Source organism: Myceligenerans crystallogenes (assembly GCF_039529775.1).
Taxonomy (GTDB): Bacteria; Actinomycetota; Actinomycetes; order Actinomycetales; family Cellulomonadaceae; genus Myceligenerans; species Myceligenerans crystallogenes.
On record NZ_BAAANL010000005.1, the window covers coordinates 103,246 to 119,407 of the forward strand.

Annotated in this window: 14 protein-coding genes; 4 read left to right on the plus strand and 10 right to left on the minus strand. The window is 75.9% G+C overall.

What is annotated here, in order from left to right; all coding sequences use genetic code 11:
* The 10 genes from ABD208_RS12935 to ABD208_RS12980 form a co-directional block, all read right to left on the minus strand.
* Nucleotides 1–924 (minus strand): beta-ketoacyl synthase N-terminal-like domain-containing protein, encoded by a 924-nt coding sequence (locus tag ABD208_RS12935; RefSeq protein WP_344103456.1) that lies wholly within the window; start codon nt 922–924, stop codon nt 1–3.
* Nucleotides 921–2,099, minus strand: a complete 1,179-nt coding sequence (locus tag ABD208_RS12940) for a beta-ketoacyl synthase N-terminal-like domain-containing protein (RefSeq protein ID WP_344103458.1) — start codon at nt 2,097–2,099, stop codon at nt 921–923. Before ABD208_RS12940 ends, ABD208_RS12935 begins: the two co-directional genes overlap by 4 nt.
* Before the next feature lie 5 nt (nt 2,100–2,104).
* Nucleotides 2,105–3,094 (minus strand): hypothetical protein, encoded by a 990-nt coding sequence (locus ABD208_RS12945; protein ID WP_344103460.1) that lies wholly within the window; start codon nt 3,092–3,094, stop codon nt 2,105–2,107.
* On the minus strand, nt 3,091–3,912 hold the full coding sequence (locus tag ABD208_RS12950) for an alpha/beta hydrolase (protein ID WP_344103462.1): 822 nt from the start codon (nt 3,910–3,912) through the stop codon (nt 3,091–3,093). The genes ABD208_RS12945 and ABD208_RS12950 overlap by 4 nt, the downstream gene beginning before the upstream one ends.
* Nucleotides 3,909–6,011 carry a beta-ketoacyl synthase N-terminal-like domain-containing protein gene (locus ABD208_RS12955; RefSeq protein ID WP_344103465.1) on the minus strand — a complete coding sequence of 701 codons (2,103 nt, stop codon included), beginning with the start codon at nt 6,009–6,011 and terminating at the stop codon, nt 3,909–3,911. The genes ABD208_RS12950 and ABD208_RS12955 overlap by 4 nt, the downstream gene beginning before the upstream one ends.
* Complete coding sequence (locus ABD208_RS12960) at nt 6,004–7,302, minus strand: beta-ketoacyl-[acyl-carrier-protein] synthase family protein (RefSeq protein WP_344103467.1); 1,299 nt, start codon at nt 7,300–7,302, stop codon at nt 6,004–6,006. Before ABD208_RS12960 ends, ABD208_RS12955 begins: the two co-directional genes overlap by 8 nt.
* A gap of 2 nt (nt 7,303–7,304) precedes the next feature.
* Nucleotides 7,305–7,559 (minus strand): acyl carrier protein, encoded by a 255-nt coding sequence (locus ABD208_RS12965; protein ID WP_344103469.1) that lies wholly within the window; start codon nt 7,557–7,559, stop codon nt 7,305–7,307.
* A gap of 186 nt (nt 7,560–7,745) precedes the next feature.
* Complete coding sequence (locus tag ABD208_RS12970; protein WP_344103471.1) at nt 7,746–8,768, minus strand: hypothetical protein; 1,023 nt, start codon at nt 8,766–8,768, stop codon at nt 7,746–7,748.
* A 44-nt stretch (nt 8,769–8,812) separates the two neighbouring features.
* Entirely contained in the window at nt 8,813–9,277 is a 465-nt protein-coding gene (locus tag ABD208_RS12975; RefSeq protein WP_344103473.1) for a peptidase inhibitor family I36 protein, read from the minus strand.
* Nucleotides 9,278–9,390: 113 nt separating this feature from the next.
* Nucleotides 9,391–11,127, minus strand: a complete 1,737-nt coding sequence (locus ABD208_RS12980) for a DEDD exonuclease domain-containing protein (RefSeq protein WP_344103475.1) — start codon at nt 11,125–11,127, stop codon at nt 9,391–9,393.
* Nucleotides 11,128–11,361: 234 nt separating this feature from the next.
* Here ABD208_RS12980 and ABD208_RS12985 point away from each other — a divergent pair, with 234 nt between their 5' ends.
* Genes ABD208_RS12985 through ABD208_RS13000 form a run of 4 tightly spaced genes read left to right on the plus strand, consistent with a single transcriptional unit; the run spans nt 11,362 to nt 16,160 of the window.
* Nucleotides 11,362–12,807 (plus strand): peptidoglycan-binding protein, encoded by a 1,446-nt coding sequence (locus ABD208_RS12985; RefSeq protein ID WP_344103478.1) that lies wholly within the window; start codon nt 11,362–11,364, stop codon nt 12,805–12,807.
* Nucleotides 12,804–13,571, plus strand: coding sequence for an ABC transporter ATP-binding protein (locus ABD208_RS12990; RefSeq protein WP_344103481.1), 768 nt, complete (start codon nt 12,804–12,806; stop codon nt 13,569–13,571). Before ABD208_RS12985 ends, ABD208_RS12990 begins: the two co-directional genes overlap by 4 nt.
* On the plus strand, nt 13,568–14,884 hold the full coding sequence (locus ABD208_RS12995) for an ABC transporter permease (protein WP_344103483.1): 1,317 nt from the start codon (nt 13,568–13,570) through the stop codon (nt 14,882–14,884). Before ABD208_RS12990 ends, ABD208_RS12995 begins: the two co-directional genes overlap by 4 nt.
* Before the next feature lie 31 nt (nt 14,885–14,915).
* Nucleotides 14,916–16,160, plus strand: coding sequence for a hypothetical protein (locus tag ABD208_RS13000; RefSeq protein ID WP_344103485.1), 1,245 nt, complete (start codon nt 14,916–14,918; stop codon nt 16,158–16,160).
* Nucleotides 16,161–16,162 lie beyond the last annotated feature (2 nt).

Genomic DNA, 16,162 nt, shown 5'->3' on the forward strand with positions numbered 1-16,162 from the left:
TCATGCTCCTTGCGATGTCGTGACGAGGGCCGGGGCCGTGACGGAGCCCGAGGTCGTGCCTGAGGTGCCCGGCGCCGTGCCCGCCGGGGCGACCGGCGCGTGCGCGAGGTCGACGCCGGAGGCCGCGCCGGTGGCGTCGGTGAGGACGACGGCGAGGTCGTCGCCGGCCCGGAGCGCCGCGACGAGGCGGGCGAAGGCGGCCAGCGGGCCGCCGGGGGCGGCTCCCCCCGGGCCGGCGACCAGCACCGGGGCCTGGGAGGCGAGGCCCGCGTGGACCCGCTCGGCTGCGGTCGCGGGCTCGCCCGCGACGAACGCCGACGAGCTCCGCAGCAGGCCGCCGCTCTCCCCCGCGCGCAGCCGGAGCGCGATCGCCCCGCACTCCGCCGGGGCGCCGTCGGCCCGCATCTCGTCGGGCACCTCGACGGCGACGACGATCGCCTCGTCGACGTGGCCGAGGCGCAGCGCGCGCACCGCGCAGGCGACCGCGTCGAGCACGGCGGTGCCGGTGCTCGTCACCGTGACCGACGGGCCCGTGGCGCCCAGCTCGTTCACGGCACGGGCCGGGACCAGGTTCACCGAGAAGTACGGCGCCCCGGTCGGCGGGAGCGACTCCGTGCCCTCGGCCAGGATGCGCCGGTCCAGCTCCGCGAGGCAGTGCGCCGCGGCGGTGCTGGAGCCGAGCCACACCCCGCGGCGGTGGGCGGGCACCTCGTCGCCCGGGTCCGGCGCGTCGCCGGCGGAACCCTCCGGCACGAGGCCGCGCACGGCCGCGAGCGTGAGCTGCGCCGGCAGCGGGAGCTGCCGGTAGCCGCGGCGTCCGAGACGTTCCTTCACGTCGAACCAGTCGCCGTCGGCGGGTACGGCGTCCCCCGGGGCGAAGCCGCCGGGCAGGCACACCGAGTGCCCGACCACTGCCACGTTCATGAGACCCCCTGGAAGACGAGGGTGGCGTTGTTGCCACCGAAGGCGTACGCGTTGACCACCGCGCTGTCGGCGACGGGCACCGGCGAGTCGTGCAGGTACCCCTCCATCTGCGGCATCAGCTCGCCGACGTCGAGGTTCGCCGGCACCTTGCCCTCGCGCAGGCACTTCACGGCCATCACGGCCGCGAGCGCGCCCGCGCCGCCGCCGGTGTGGCCGATGAGCGCCTTGGCGCTGTAGACGGGCGGGGCGTCGGCCGGCTCGGGCCAGAGGTCGGCCAGGAGCTCGGCCTCGACCTGGTCGTTGAGCGTGGTGCCCGTGCCGTGCGGCACGACCAGGCCGATGCGCGCGCGGTCCGTGCCGGCCTGGCCGAGCGCGGCGTCGAACGCGCGGCGCGCCTGGACACCGTCCGCGGCGGGGGCCGTCGCGTGGCCGGCGTCGCAGCTGAACCCGGCGCCGGTCAGGAACACCTCCGTGCCGGACGCGCCCGCGCCCGGGGACGGGACGACGGCGTCGTCCGGGACGCGATCGAGGACGAGCGCGCCCGCGCCCTCCCCGAAGTCGGTCCCGGCGCGGTCGGCGGCGAACGGCCGGCAGGTCGCGGGGTCGAGCGCGGACATCTGGTTGAAGCAGGCGAGCGCGACCCGGGAGTAGGACTCGACGCCGACGACGACGACCCGGTCGCACTCACCGGAGGCGATCAGGTCGGCGGCGTGGCCGACGGCGTAGGCACCGGCGGCGCACGCGTTCGCGACGTTGAGCACCGGCCCCTGCAGGCCGAGCTCGGCCGCCACGTCCGCGCCGATGGAGTAGATGCCGGGCGCCTGGCCGGCGCCCTCCTCCCGGACCCGCTCGGACTCGCCGCTCGTGCCCATGCACGAGCCGATGACGAGCCCGGTGCGCGCGGGATCCGGGCCGGCGCCGGCATCGCGGACCGCCTCGGCGGCCGCCCGCACGGCGACCCGCCCCGCCCGCGAGCGGGCGGCGCCCGGGAAGGCGCCGTCCCGCTCGTGCTCGCTGCCGGCCGACAGGTAGAGCACCCGGACCGGGGCGTCCATGTAGGTGTCACGAACCGTGGTCGGGGAAGCGACCCCGGTGTTCATGCCGTCCCACATCTCGCTGATCGTCGCGCCGGCGTGGCAGACGGCGCCGATCCCGCTGACCCTGGCGAGCGGCATGGTGCTCAGCCCCGGACCGCGGTCAGGAGGCGCTCGTCGAAGTCCACGAGGCTCCAGTCGCGGCGGTCGTTGATCACCGCGTAACCGTGGGTGATCTCGCCGGTCGCCACCGGGACGAGCTCGTCGCCGCGCACCACGTAGCAGGTCATGGCCGAGGTGTAGGTGACGCCCTTGAAGTCGTGCAGCACCTCGAACACCGTGATGAGCTGCTCCTCCATGATCGCCTCACCGGTGAGCTCGATGTTCGAGTTCGGCACCACCGGGATCCAGTTCTGCTCGTCGAGCAGGGTGCGGATGCTGGCCTGGCGCTCCTCGAGGAACAGGTCGACGACCTCCTCCATCTGGCGCAGGAAGCCCGACATCTGCATGCGCGTGGTGTGGTGGCAGTAGGGGTACGGGATCCGCCAGGACCACACGACCGCCGGGCGGTCGCCGGAGCGCAGGCGGGCGTCGACCTCGCTGCTGACGCCGCCGCGGCCGATCGTCTTCAGCTCGCCGACGGCGTCGGCCGGGACGTTCGCCGGGACCGGCACGATGGACGTGATCTGCGGGACGACCGCGGGGAGCAGGAAGCCGGGCACGCCGGACGCGCCGTCGCCGTGCCGGTCCTCCTCGCGCAGCTGCACCGTGACGGTCGAGGTGACGGCCTTGACCTCGTGGCCGTCGCGGTCGACCATCGCGGTCACCTTGGCCACGACGCCGTTCTCGCCCACCGAGGCCTTGACGGTGAGGCGGACCTCGTCGTCGATGTGCAGGGCGTGCAGGATGCGGGTCTTGATGCCGACGAGGTCGACGCCGACGCCGGCCTCCTCGAAGAGCCGGCGGCTGGGCCACTCGTTCTGCCGCAGCCAGTCGAGCACGGCCTCCTCGACGAGGTAGTTGACGTGCTTGAAGCCGATCCACGTGCAGATGTTCGTGCCCTCGAAACGGGGGCGCAGCACGGTCTCGGTGGTCACCTTGGCGGGTGCCTCGAGGGTGGTCGCTGGGGTGTTCATGTCAGCTCCTTGCGTGGTTGACGCCGTCCCTGCGGGACGGGCGGCTGGGGGCGGACCGCGCCGTGGGGGGTGTGCGGTGCCGGGTGGTGGACCACCGTCCGGTGCTCGGACGCCTCGATCGCCTCGCGGACGACGGCGGCCGTGCGGGCCGGATCGGCGGTCATCGGGAAGTGGTCGGCGGCCTCGAAGGGGTGCAGGACCGCGCGGGGCAGGAGCCCGGCCAGGGTGACCGCGTCCGCGGGCGGCGCGACGCGGTCCTGCGTGCCGTACACGACGTGCACCGGGACGGTCGCGGCGGCGAGATCCAGGGCGGGCGTGGCGAGGTAGGCGGACATGAAGGCCATCCAGCCGTACGCGCCCATCCGGTCCCGGACGAACCGGGCCATGGCGATCCGGATCTCGGGGTCGATCTCGTGCGAGGCCTGGGCGACCAGGCCGGTCTCCAGGAACTCGTCGAACCTCGTCAGGAAGTGCTCGAGGGTGGGCCACGTGAACTCCCGGGCCGTGGCCCGGTAGAACGGCGAGACCAGCACCACCGCCCGCGGCTGGACCACGCCGCGGGCGCACAGGTGCGCGAGGGTGAGCGAGGCCGCGAACGAGTGCGCGACCAGGACCTCGCCGGACCGCACGAGGCGGGACGTGGCCTGCTGCGGGTCCCAGCCGGGTTCCGCCCAGGCCTGGCCGGCCTCGGCGTGCCAGGGCACGTCCGCGACCTGCGCGGTCACGTCGGGGCGGATCCGGGCCAGTTCCGCGAGGGTCTGCTCCCAGATCGCGGGGGTCCCGGCGAGACCCGGCAGGACGCGGACGTGGACGCTCACCGCGTGGCCACCTGCCAGGTGCCGGCCGGGCCCTCGATGGTGGCGCCGTCCTGGTCGCCGACCAGCGCGCCGACGACGGCGAGCGCCGCGCCGAGCGTGGCGGTGACCCCGAAGATGCCGGTGTTCTGGTGCGCGGGCTGCGCGTGCGCCGGGCCCGCCGGGACCTGCGCCGGCCGGCCGCCGGTGACGGGACCGCGGGCCGCACCCGGCCTGCCGAGCAGCAGCGCGACGGAGCCGTGCGCGAGCTCGTTCCCGGTCAGCGCCGCCACCTGGACGGACGGCGCCTCGGCGACCAGGTACAGCACCTCGTCGCAGCGCCCCGAGGTGATCAGGTGGACGGCCCACCGCAGCGCGTCCCAGCCACCGGACATGCCGGTGTCCATGGTCAGGCACGGCCCGGTCACGCCGAGGCGGATCGCCGCGGTCGCGGCCAGCACGTTGCGGCTGGCGTTGGGCAGTTCCAGGGCGCTCGCCGCCGGCACGCCCTCGGTGTCGATCAGCGAGGCCACCTCGCACACGGTGGCCGTGTTGCCGTGGGCCGACGCCGCCACGATCCCGCGCCGCAGGCCGCCGTCGAAGAAGGCACCGCCCGCGTCCCGGCTGCCCGGGGCCCAGCGGCCGCCGACCGCGTTCGCCGCGGCGACCATGGCGACGCGCGTCGCCGGCGTCATCGTGCGGAAGCCCTTGCGGCCGACCGCCCCGCGCAGGTCGAACGGCTCGCCGCCCGGCTGCGACGGCGCGCTGAGGCCCGCGAGGTCGTGCACGCCGTCGTCGGGGAAGCACAGGCCCTGCGCGAGGATCTCCACGCTGCCGTACGGGCCGGTCAGGAGGGGCACGCGGGCCTCGGCGGAGCCGGGGGCCGCGTCCGCCGGGGCGGACGTGACCTCGGGGGTGACCTCGGCCGTCGCGGCCGACCGGTCGGTCCGCCCCCACGCCTCCGCCAGTACCTCGGGGCGCGGGTCGCGCTCGAGGATCGCCACGGCGTTGAGCCCGCCGAAGCCGAACGCGTCGACCTGCACCAGGCGCGGGTCGGCGAGCTCGCGCGCCGCCGCGCTCAGCGACAGCCCGGCCGCGGCGGCGTCGACCTCCTCGAGGCCGTGCGTCCCGGGAAGCCGGCCGCCGCGCAGGGTCTGGATCGCCATGCACAGGCTGAACAGGCCGGACCCGCCGGACGTGTGGCCGGTGGCGCCCTTGACGCTGGTGACCGGCACGGTGCCCGGGATCACCCGGGCGAGCGCCGCGGCCTCGGCCTGGTCGTTGAGGACCGTGCCCGTGCCGTGGGCGTACACCGCGTCCAGGTCGCCCGGCTCGATCCCGGCCGCGGCGTGCGCGGCGCGGATGGTGTGCTCGATACCGGTGTCGTCGGGCGCGGTGGCGTGGAAGGCGTCGCAGCCGAGGGTCACGCCGCGCACGGCGATCGATCCGGCGGGCAGGGGCGTGCCGTCGCCGGCCTCCTGACGGCGCAGCACCACCGCGGCCGCCCCGTCGCCCATGATCACGCCGAGCCGGGCGGCGTCGAACGGCCGCACGCTCTGCGGCGACTCGAGGTGCACCCGGTCCAGGAGCCCGAACATGCTCTGGGAGAGCACGTCCACGCCGGCGACCACGACCGTGTCCGCGGTACCCGCCACGATCAGGTCGCAGGCGGCGGCCAGCGCGTACAGCGACGCCGAGCACGCGTTGGAGAAGACCTGCACGTCCTCCGCGTCGGTGCCCAGCCGCACGCCCTCGACCAGCGAGGCCTCGGCCTCGTCGAGCGGCTTGCCGTCGAGCCACGCCGACTCGACGGTCCGGCTCTCGCCCAGGCCGGTGCCCACGATCACGGGGACGTCGCGCAGCGAGCCCAGCCCGGCGTCGTCGGCGGCGTCCCGGATCGCCTTGACCAGCAGCTGCGTGGCCAGCAGGTGCTCGCGCTCCCGCCGCGCGGGCTCGCTGACCTGGTAGGCGTGGCGCACGCCGAACCGCTCGACGGGGTAGGCGACGAGCGGCCCGATGCCGCTCTCGCCGGCGACCAGGCGGTCGAAGCACTCGTCCGCCCGGTCGCCGACGGCGCTCAGCGCGGCCCGGCCCGCGATCACCGGGTATGCCGTCTCAGACATGCGACCCTTCTTCCTGGAGGTCTGCCGCGATGCGGGCTTCCGCCGCGTGCGCTTCCGCCGTGCGCGGCCGCCCGAGGACGACGACGGCGTTGTTGCCCCCGAAGGCGAGCCCGTCGTTGACCACGACCTGCAGGTCCGCGGGGCGGGACTCGTTCGGCACGCAGTCGACCGGGCACTCCGGGTCGGTCTCGCGGTGGTTGATGGTCGGGGGGATGAACCCCGACTCGATGGCGATCGCGCACGCGGCCGCGCCGAGCGCGCTGGCCGCGCCCATGGCGTGGCCGAGCATCGACTTGATCGACACGGTCGTGGGCAGGTCCTCGCCGAACACCGTGCCGAGCGCCGCGCACTCGGTGACGTCGTTCGCGTGGGTCCCCGTGCCGTGCGCGGAGACCAGGTCGACGTCGGCCGGCGTGACACCGGACTTGTCGAGCGCGGACTCCATGCAGCGGGCGATGCCGGTCACGTCCGGGGCGACCGGGTGCGTGGCGTCGCAGGACAGCCCGTAACCCCGCACCTCGGCGTAGATCCGGGCGCCCCGCGCACGCGCCGAGCGCTCGGTCTCCAGGTACAGGACGCAGCCGCCCTCACCCGTGAGGATGCCCTGGCGGTCGGCGTCGAACGGCCGGCAGACGTCCGGCGTGATCGTCCCGAGCCGGTAGAAGCCGGTGAAGGTCTTGCGGCACAGGGCGTCCGCGCCGCCGACGAGCGCGTACTGCGCGTCGCCCGAGCGGAGCGCCTCGAAGCCGTAGCCGATCGCGTAGTTCCCGGCGGCGCAGGCGGTGGCGATCGTCGCGACGTCGACATCGCTCAGCTCGAGCGCGCGCGCCACGGCCGTGGCGAGGCGGAACGGCTGCACCCTGCGGCGCAGCGGGTCCGCGTCGCCGGCGTCCTCGGCCACCTCGTGCCTGACGAGCTCGTCGATGTCCTGGGACTCGCCGTCCGTCGTGCCGACGGCGATCGCCCCCCGCGCCGCGCGCAGTTGATCGGCGCTCAGGCCCGCGTCCGCGATCGCCCGGGCCGCCGCCTCCGCGGCGAACTGGGCGGCACGGCCGTTGCCCGAGGAGTCGTCCGCGGCCCGGGGGACCTCGCAGGCGAACTCCCGGTCGTAACCGGTGGTGTCGAAGGCCGAGATCTTGCGTGCGCCGGAGACTCCGCCCCGCAGCGCCTCGCGGAACTCGTCGACGCCCTCACCGACGGAGCTGATGACCCCGATGCCGGTGATGACGATGCGTTCGGCCGGCGTCTGCGGGGCGACGACACCGGGCCCGTCAAGGACGGTGGCCGACATCCTTACTTCCTCGCCAGGCCCTCGGCGACGACGGCGAGCACGCCGTCCATGTTGACCATGCGCGCCATGTCGGCCTGCTCGATCGTGATGCCGTAGCCGCGCTCGAGGGCGGAGACGATCTCGATCGCGCGGAGCGAGTCGGCGTCGTGGTCCTCCTTGAACAGGCTCGTCCCGGTGACCTCCTCGGCCTCGACCTCGAGGATGTCGCAGACGATGTCCTTGATCTCGTCCTGGATTTCGTCGATGGTGACAGTCATGGCGTTCCGCCTTGTGTGTGAGTTGGATCCTGGTCTGCCGTGCGACCTACCGGCAGGATCAGTATTGAGACCCACTCAAGGCGTTCAAAGGGTTCTGACAGGTTGGTGCAGCGGGGCCGCCGCTTTTCGGCGGGGGGTGTCAGCAACCGGACTCGCCCCCATCGTTCCGCGTGAACGGAAGGTGAACTACCCGCGGGGGTCGTACCCCGGCGGGAAAGCTTCGGGGTGGTCCGCGATCAGCCGCTCCGCCCGCTCCACGACCGCCTGCTCCTGGCGCGCGAGGGCGGCCATCTCGGGCTGGTACTCGTCGATGACCGCTTGCTGACGCCCGGCCCACAGCTCGTGGACGCGGCGCGTGGCGTCGGCCTCGTCCTTGCAGCGCACCGTGGTCACCGCCATGGCGATCTGCTCCTCGTCGATCGTCCACGTGTCGTAGCCACGGGGCAGCCACGGGCGGTCCCGGTCGGGGCGCAGGCCCTCGCGGCGGTAGCACTCGCCGACCTCGTCCCAGATCTCCCGGGCCTCCGGCACCGCGTTGCGGTCGGTGAACCCGACGGCGATGGCCTGCAGCTCCGTCTCCCAGGGCGCCGCGCCCCGGCCCTCGCGGAACCTGGCGGCCGACCGCATGCCCGCCGTCAGCTCGCTGTCGCCGCAGTGCTCCTCGACGCGGCGCCCGGCCTCCGGGTCCTGGGACAGCTTCCGGGCGCTCTCGGTCGCGGCCCGCGCCAGCGGGTCGGCGGGCACGCCCGCGCCCTCGGGCAGGACTCCGTTGGCGCGCAGGTCGGCGTCGCGCGCCGGCGGCACGAAGCCGAACCGCTCGGCCTGCGCCATGGTCCAGGGCCCGAACGCGGCCTCGTTCCGGTAGACGTCGACGTCGGCCGGGACGGGGCGCGCGTAGAACGTGACGCCGGCGTCGGCCGCGCACACCGCGGCCTCGACCTGGAGCGCGATCATGACCACGAACTCGTCGATGGGGTGCAGCTCGTAGCGGTCCGCGGGCAGGGTGACGGCGCCGGTCGCCTCGTCGAGCTCGACGCGCGCCCCGGAGCCGGACGCCGGATCGGCGCCGGCCGCCGCGTCCTGCCGCGCGACCGGCCCGGCCTCCCCGCTCACGGCGGGCCCCGGCGCGCGCGGCGGCTCCGGGGAGCACGCCGCCAGCGCCGTACCCGCCACCACCGACATGCCCGCCGCGACGATGCGCCTGATCATGCCCGAAGCTCCTTCCGCGACCCGCGGCCGCCCGTGTCAGGACCTCAGCAGTGCAGGTACCGCCAGCTGCTGATGACGTTGTTCCAGTCGGTCCTGCCCGACGACTGGCTGTTGCCCCACGCGTCCACCGGGGCGCTGGCCAGGTTGCCGTCCGAGGAGGCGTAGTTCTCCCACGAGTCCGGGTACGCCGAGCTGCTCACCAGGAACATGTAGGTCGAGCCGTCCGCGGTGTACCCGGTGTAGAAGCGCGTGGTGAAGCAGTCGGCCCCGTTCGCCTGGCCCGACGTCCCCCGGTTGTCCATCGAGTGCCCGCTGAGGTTGCCGTTGTTGGTCGACACCCCGACGGCGCCGCCCTCGAAGGCCGTCCCGTTCCACAGGCACGAGTACCCGTACGCGCAGTCGGGCGTCGCGGCGGCCGCCGGGGTCGCGACACCCGCCGCCGCGAACCCCAGGGCGAGCGGCATCGCGGCCGACGCCGCCGCAGCGCGCCTGATCCAGCTCTGGTTCACGTCCAGCTCCTTCACTGCCGGTAGATGTTTCCCCTCGCCGGTCCCTACTTTACCGCAAATTTCCGACATCCCGGCGGTTTCCCCGGCAAACGATGGACCACGCCCGGGGCAGGTCAGGCGCCCGGGAGCTCCGCGCGGACCCGGTCCGCCGCCCGGGCGAGGTCCGCGTGGGCGGCGGCGCCGCGGACGGGGCAGGTGAGCTCGCCGTCCACGGCGACGAGGCGGACGCCGGGCTGGTCCAGCCAGGCGAGCAGCAGGTCGGTCTCCTCCGGGTACGACGACGGCGCGGGGGGCGGCGCGGGCTCGACGACCTCGGCCGTCGCGCGCACCGCGGCCACCGCGGCGAGCGCGTCCTCGCCGGGCCCGCTCAGCGACGTCCCGGCGAGCCGCCCGTGGCGGACGACGACGAACTCCCATCCGCCGCGCTCCCCCGGGGCCCCGGCCACGCCGGCGGGCCGGGCCGCGACGAGTTCCGCGCAGCGGGCCAGCGGGGCGAAGCGCTGGGCGCGCCGGGCGCCGTGCACGAACGACCGCAGCCGGCGGGTCACCTCGCCCGCCTCCTCGAACCGCTCCTGGGCGGCCAGCCGGGCGATGCGCGCTGACAGCGTCTCCACCACGAGGGCCGGGTCGCCGTCCAGCGCGGCCCGGGCCGCGCCCGCGACGTCGTCGTACACCACGTCGGGAACCGTGGCGACGCACGGCGCCGAGCACCTGCCCATCCCGGCGAGCGCGCACGGGCTGCCCGGCGTGCGCGGGACGCGCGCGATCCGGGCCGTGCACTGGCGCAGCGGCAGGGTGTCGTGCAGGGCGGCGACGGCCTCCTTCGCGGCGTTCGAGCCGCCGAACGGGCCGATGTGCGCCAGGCCCGACGTCGTGTCCCGCACCACCGACAGGCGCGGGTACGGCTCGTCGGTCAGGCGCACCCACACCGCCCGCTCCGGGTACTTCGAGCGGCGGTTGTAGCGCGGCTCGTGCTCGGCGATCAGGCGCAGCTCGCGCACCTGCGCCTCCAGCGGCGTCGCGCACACCACCGGCGTGACGCGCTCGGCGATGCGGACCATCTCCGTCATGCGGCGGCGCTTCTCCGCCGCCGTGAAGTACGAGCGGACCCGCTTGTGGAGGTTCGTGCTGGTCCCCACGTACAGCACCTCGTCGCCCGGCCCGCGGAACAGGTAGACGCCCGGCGCCTCCGGCAGCCCGTCCGCGAGGTGCCGCTTGGCCCGCACCTCCTTCGGCACCGGATCCGCCGCCGTGCGCAGATCCTCCAGGTGCGTGATCCCCAGGGGCCCGAGCCGGCCGAACAGCGCGTGCAGCACGTCCACCGTCGCCCGCGCGTCCGACAGCGCCCGGTGGTCCGGCGTCACCTCCGCCCGGAAGATCCGGGCCAGCGTCGACAGCTTGTGGTTCGGCGCCTCGTCGCGCGTGACGACCTTGCGGGCCAGCGGCACCGTGTCGACCACGGGAAAGCCCGGCCACGGGTAGCCCAGCTTCTCGCACGCCGCCCTGAGGAACCCGACGTCGAACGGCGCGTTGTGCGCCACCAGCACCGACCCGTGCGCGAACTCCAGGAAACTGGGCAGCACCTTCTCGATCCCGGGGGCCGTGGCGACCATCGCGGTGGTGATCCCGGTCAGCCGCGCCACGAACGCGGGGACGGGCTGCCCCGGGTTCACGAGCGACTGGAACTCGCCCAGTTTCTCGCCCCCGCGCACCTTCACCGCGCCGATCTCCGTGATCCCGCCCTCGCTCGCCCGCGTCCCGGTCGTCTCGAGGTCCACGACGACGAACGTGACCTCCCGCAGCGGGGTCCCCAGTTCCTCGAAGGTCGCCTGGTACGCGCTCGTCGTCACGCGGCGAACACTAGTACGACCCACTGACACGCCGGGGCGGCCCGGCACGGAGCGGCCCCGCGGAGCCGGCTGCCCCCCAGGGCCGCGACGCGGAGCCGTCGTCCCGCGGGCCGGCCGCCGCGGTTCCTTCGTTGCCGGGAACGCACGTGAGGGCACACCGCGCGTTTTGCCCGGCCGCGAACGGTAGCCTGCGACGATAGGGGCGAATCGTTGGACCCGGAGCCGGACAGGGGCGTGAACGTGGCAGCGCGGAGGAATGCCTGGATCATCGCGACGGCCGCCGGTGCCGTCGCGGTGGTCGTCGCGTCGTTCGCGCTGGGCACGCAGGTCCGCTCCCCCTGGGAGGAGGCCGTGGCCAACTCCCAGCGGGAGCCGCTGGTGACCGTGCCCGTCGAGCGGCGGGCGCTCGCCGCGGACGTCACCGAGTCCGAGGGCCGCTACTCCGCGGGATCGGAACTGAGCGTCCCCGCGCCCGTCACGGACGTCCCGGCCGTGGTCACGCGGCAGGCGTTCGCGCCCGGCGACGAGGTCCGGTCCGGTGACCTGCTCGCGGAGGTGTCGGGCCGTCCCGTCATCGGCCTGACCACGCCCTTCCGGCTGTACCGGGACATCCGGCCGGGCGACCAGGGCCCGGACGTCGCGGCGCTGCAGGAGGCCCTGGCGGATCTCGGCCTGTTCACCGGCCCGCCGGACAGCGTCTACGGCACCGCGACGGCGACCGCCGTCCGCACCCTGTACGGGACGCTCGGCTACCTGCCGCTGGTCGACAAGGATCTGGTGGAGGCGGTCGCCGAGGCCGAGGACGCGCTGGCCGACGCCCTGCGGGCGCAGGAGGAAGCACTGGGGTCCGCGGCGCAGCCGGATCCGCAGGCGACCCCGGGGCCCGGCGGCGTGCCGGCGCCCGGCCCCACCACGGACCCGGCGCCCGCGGCCGGCCTCGCCGACGAGGTCGCCGAGGCCGAGCAGGCCCTCGCCGACGCGCAGTTCGCGGCGCAGACGCCGCTGCGCGTCGCCGAGGTGACGCTCCTGCCGGAGGGCGGCGCGACGGTGCTGTCGGCCGCGCCGATCGGCGCGGAGCCCGGCGGCACGGCGGCCGGCGTCGAGGACGCCGGCATCGAGGACGCCGACGGCGCGGACGGCGCGGCGGGCCCCGGGGATCCGGCGGGAGCCGACGACGCCGCCGCCGGGAACAGCGTGATCCGCCTGCTGGCGGGCGAGCCCTCCGCCACGGTGCGGGTGGGCGTCGCGTCCGGGGCCGCCTTCGAACCGGGCGCGACGGTCGAGGTCCGCGCGATCTCCGACACCTCGCTGACCGCCGTCGCCCGCGTCGGGTCGCTCTCCGGGTTCCGCCAGGCCGACGCCGGCACCCCCGGCGGCCTGCCCGGCTACGACGCGACCCTCGTCTTCGACGACCCCCCGCCGTTCGACGACGACGCCGGCGTCGTGGCCACCAGCACGGAACAGGTCGCCCCGAAGGCCGTGGGCCTCACCGTCCCGCTGATCGCGCTCCGTGAGTCCGCCCGGGGCACGTCCGTGAACGTCTCGGGCCGCGGCGCCGTCGTCGTCGAGGTGATCGCGACCGGCGACGGCCACGCCGTCGTCGAGGGCGACGGCCTGTCGGCCGGGGACCAGGTCGTCGTCTCCGGGGACGACGGCGGGGAACTGGCGGGCAGCGAATGACCGCCGTCGTCGAGCTCGAGTCCGTCGCCAGGACGTACGACGTCGACCCGCCCGTGCACGCCCTGCGCGGCGTCGACCTGGCCGTGGCACCGGGCGAGCGGCTCGCCGTGCTGGGGCGATCGGGCTCCGGCAAGTCGACGCTGCTGAACGTCGTGGGGCTGCTCGACCGGCCGACGGCCGGCACGTACCGGCTGGAGGGCCGCGACGTGTCGCGGGTCGGGGAGCGGGACCGGGACGCGCTGCGGGCCGACGCGATCGGGTTCGTGTTCCAGGAGTCGCACGTGCTGGGGCACCGGACGGTCGCGCAGAACGTCTGGCTCGCGCTGATGGCGGCGGGCGTGCCGCGGACCGACCGGGTCTGGAAGGTGCCGGACATGATCGGCCGGGTGGGCCTCGCGCATCGCGCGGACGCGCTCGGCCGGTTGCTGTCGGGCGGCGAGAAGCAGCGGCTCGCGGTGGCGCGGGCGGTGGTGACGACCCCCCGGCTGCTGCTGGCGGACGAGCCGACCGGGAACCTCGACGCGGACAACGCGCGCGGCGTGCTGGACCTGTTCGACGAGCAGGCCGGCCGCGGCGTGGCGGTCCTGGTGATCACGCACGACGAGCGCACGGCGGCGTGGGCCGACCGGACGGTCCGGCTGGAGGACGGGCGGATCGTCCCGGAAGTTCCCGCGGGACCGGCGCGACCCGCCGCGGGAACCTCCGGGGCGACGGCGGCCGGGACGACCGCACCCGGACCGATGCCGGCGAGGCCGGCGCCGTGAGCGGGCGCGTGCCACGCCGGCGCACCAGCGTCCCCCGGGCCCTCGCCGACCTGGTCGAGGACACGCTCGCCGAGCTGTCCTCGCGGCGGGCCCGCGCGCTGATGATGGTGGCGGCCGTGGGCCTGTCGACGGGCGCGCTGCTGGCGTCCGCGGGAATCTCGGCGGTGGCGTCGCGCCAGATCGGCTCGGACATCGCGGCGTCCACGCTGGACCTCGTGACGGTCTCGGTGGCGCCCGGCGGTGGCGGTGCGGTCGACGACGCCGCGCCTCCGGCGGCGTCCGGCGGGGGCGTCGACGACGGCCCGGCGGAACCGGCCGGCCTCGTCCTGCCCGAGGACACCGAGGAGCGGCTGGCCCGGGTGGATCTCGTGGCGGGTGCCGGGCGGCGGCTGGACGTGTCGCAGGTCGTGGATCCGGTCGTGACGCGGCTCGCGCGCGGCGGGTCCGCCGGCGGCGGTGCGCCCGGGAGCGGCGAGGAGGATCCCGCGGCGCCCGACCTGGTCGCCGTCACGGCCGGGTACCTCGAGGCCGCCGCGACCCGCGGCCCGGCGGAACGCTTCTTCCACCTGGACGGCGACCTGCCCGTGGCGTTCCTGGGCCGCGGCGCCGCGCGGGCCCTCGACGTCCCGGTCACGGGCGACCCGACCGGCCTGCAGGTCTGGGTCGACGGCGCGCCGTACGACGTCGTCGGGTACCTGGACGGGGACGGACCGGCCGCGCTCGGCGACGCCGTCGTGGTCCCGTACGCGGCCGGGCTCGCGATGACGGGCGGCGACTCGGAGGCGACCGTCCTGATCCGCTCGGTGCCCGGCGCGGGCGCGCAGGTGGCGAAGGTCGCGGCCACGGCGATCCGGCCCGACGCGCCCGAGCGCCTCGCGACCTCGCCCGTGGTCTCCGTGGACTCCCTGCGCCGCGGCGTGTCGACGCAGCTGGACCGGCTCGCGGCGTGGACCGGCGTGATCCTGCTGTGCCTGACGGTGCTGCTGATCGCGAACTCGATGGTCGTGGCGGTGACGGCGCGCACCGCGGAGATCGGCCTGCGCCGCGCGCTCGGCAGCTCGCGGGCGCAGGTCGCGGGCGTCTTCCTGACCGAGGGCGCCCTGATCGGGCTGCTCGGCGGGCTGGTGGGGGCGGCCCTCGCGGCGGCCGCCGTCGTCGTCACCGCGGCCGCGAACAGCTGGACCGCCGTCCTGGTCCCGGAGTGGATCGCGGCGGGCCCGCTGATCGGCACCGCCGTCGGCCTGGTCGCCTCGGCGTACCCGGCCCTGCGCGCGGCGGCCGTCCAGCCGGCGCTGGCCGTGAGATCGGAGTAGACGTGACGCGGACCAGCGGATCCGGGGCGCCATGACGACGCCGGGCGCCGGGCCCCCGCGCCGCTGCGGGCCGACGGCGGCCGCGCTGCTGGCGCTCCTGCTGACCACCGGCTGCGTGCCGGACGAGCCGCAGGTGCCGGAGCCGGCATGGCAGGAGATCGGCCTGCCCGCCCCGCCCGGCCCGCCGGGCCGGATCGCCCTGCGCGACGCGGCCTTCTGCGACGGCCGCTGGTACCTCGCCGGGGGCGTGTTCACCACCGACGACGGCGACGGCGCCGACGACGCCCTCGGCGCACCCGTCGGGGCCTACCCGGCGGCCTGGACCGGCACGGACGGCCGGAAGTTCGAGTCCGTCGAGATCCGGGCGGACACCTACTGGGGCGGCCTGGCGACCCTGACCTCCATCGCGTGCGCGGCCGGCCGCGGGCGGGGCGCGGGCGTGGTCGCCGTCGGCGCCCGGTCCGGCGGCGCCCACGGCAACCCGCGCGTCACCACCTTCCACGGCCCCGCGGGCGGCCCGCTGGAGGACGTCCGCGCCGCCACCACCCTGTTCGGCGGCAGCGAGGCGCTCGCCGTCAACGGCGTCACCGCCGGCCCGGAGTGGCTGGTCACCGGCGCCCGCACCACGGGCGGCGCCGTCTGGACCTCGGAGGGCGGCGCGCGGTTCACGCCGCACGACGACGACCCGGCGCTGGCGAGCGGCGGCGGGCTCGACACGATGCCCGCCGACGCCGCGTACGACGCCGCGGCCGGCACCTGGCACGTCGTCGGCAGCGCGCACCGGGACGGGCGCGTCGCCCCGGTCCCGGTCGCGTGGTCCTCGGCGGACGCCGGGGCATGGACCCGTGAGGACGTCCCGCCCCCGGAGGGCTACGGCTCGCTCGAACGGGTCGTCGTGACCGCCCGGGGGCCGCTCGCGATCGGCGTCGCGGGCGACAGGTTCGGCGTGTGGCGGCGCGAGGCCGGGCGGTGGCGCGCCGTGACGCGGTTCGGGGACGCGTCGGCGCGGGACGCACCCGGCATCGCGTACGTCTCGGGACTCGCCGTGGTCCCGGGCCGGGTGCTGGCGACCGTGAGCGACGGCGCCCGCTTCGCGCTGTGGTCCGCACCGGACGACGACGGCCCCTGGCGCCCCGTCGTCGTCCCCGAGACGCCCGGGACCGGCGCGGACCACCTGCTGACCGTCGCCGCCCGGGGGTCCGAGGTCCTGCTGCTGTCCGACGACGAGAGCGGCGCCCGCGCCTGGACCACGACCTGGCCCGCCGCGGAGGGGTGATC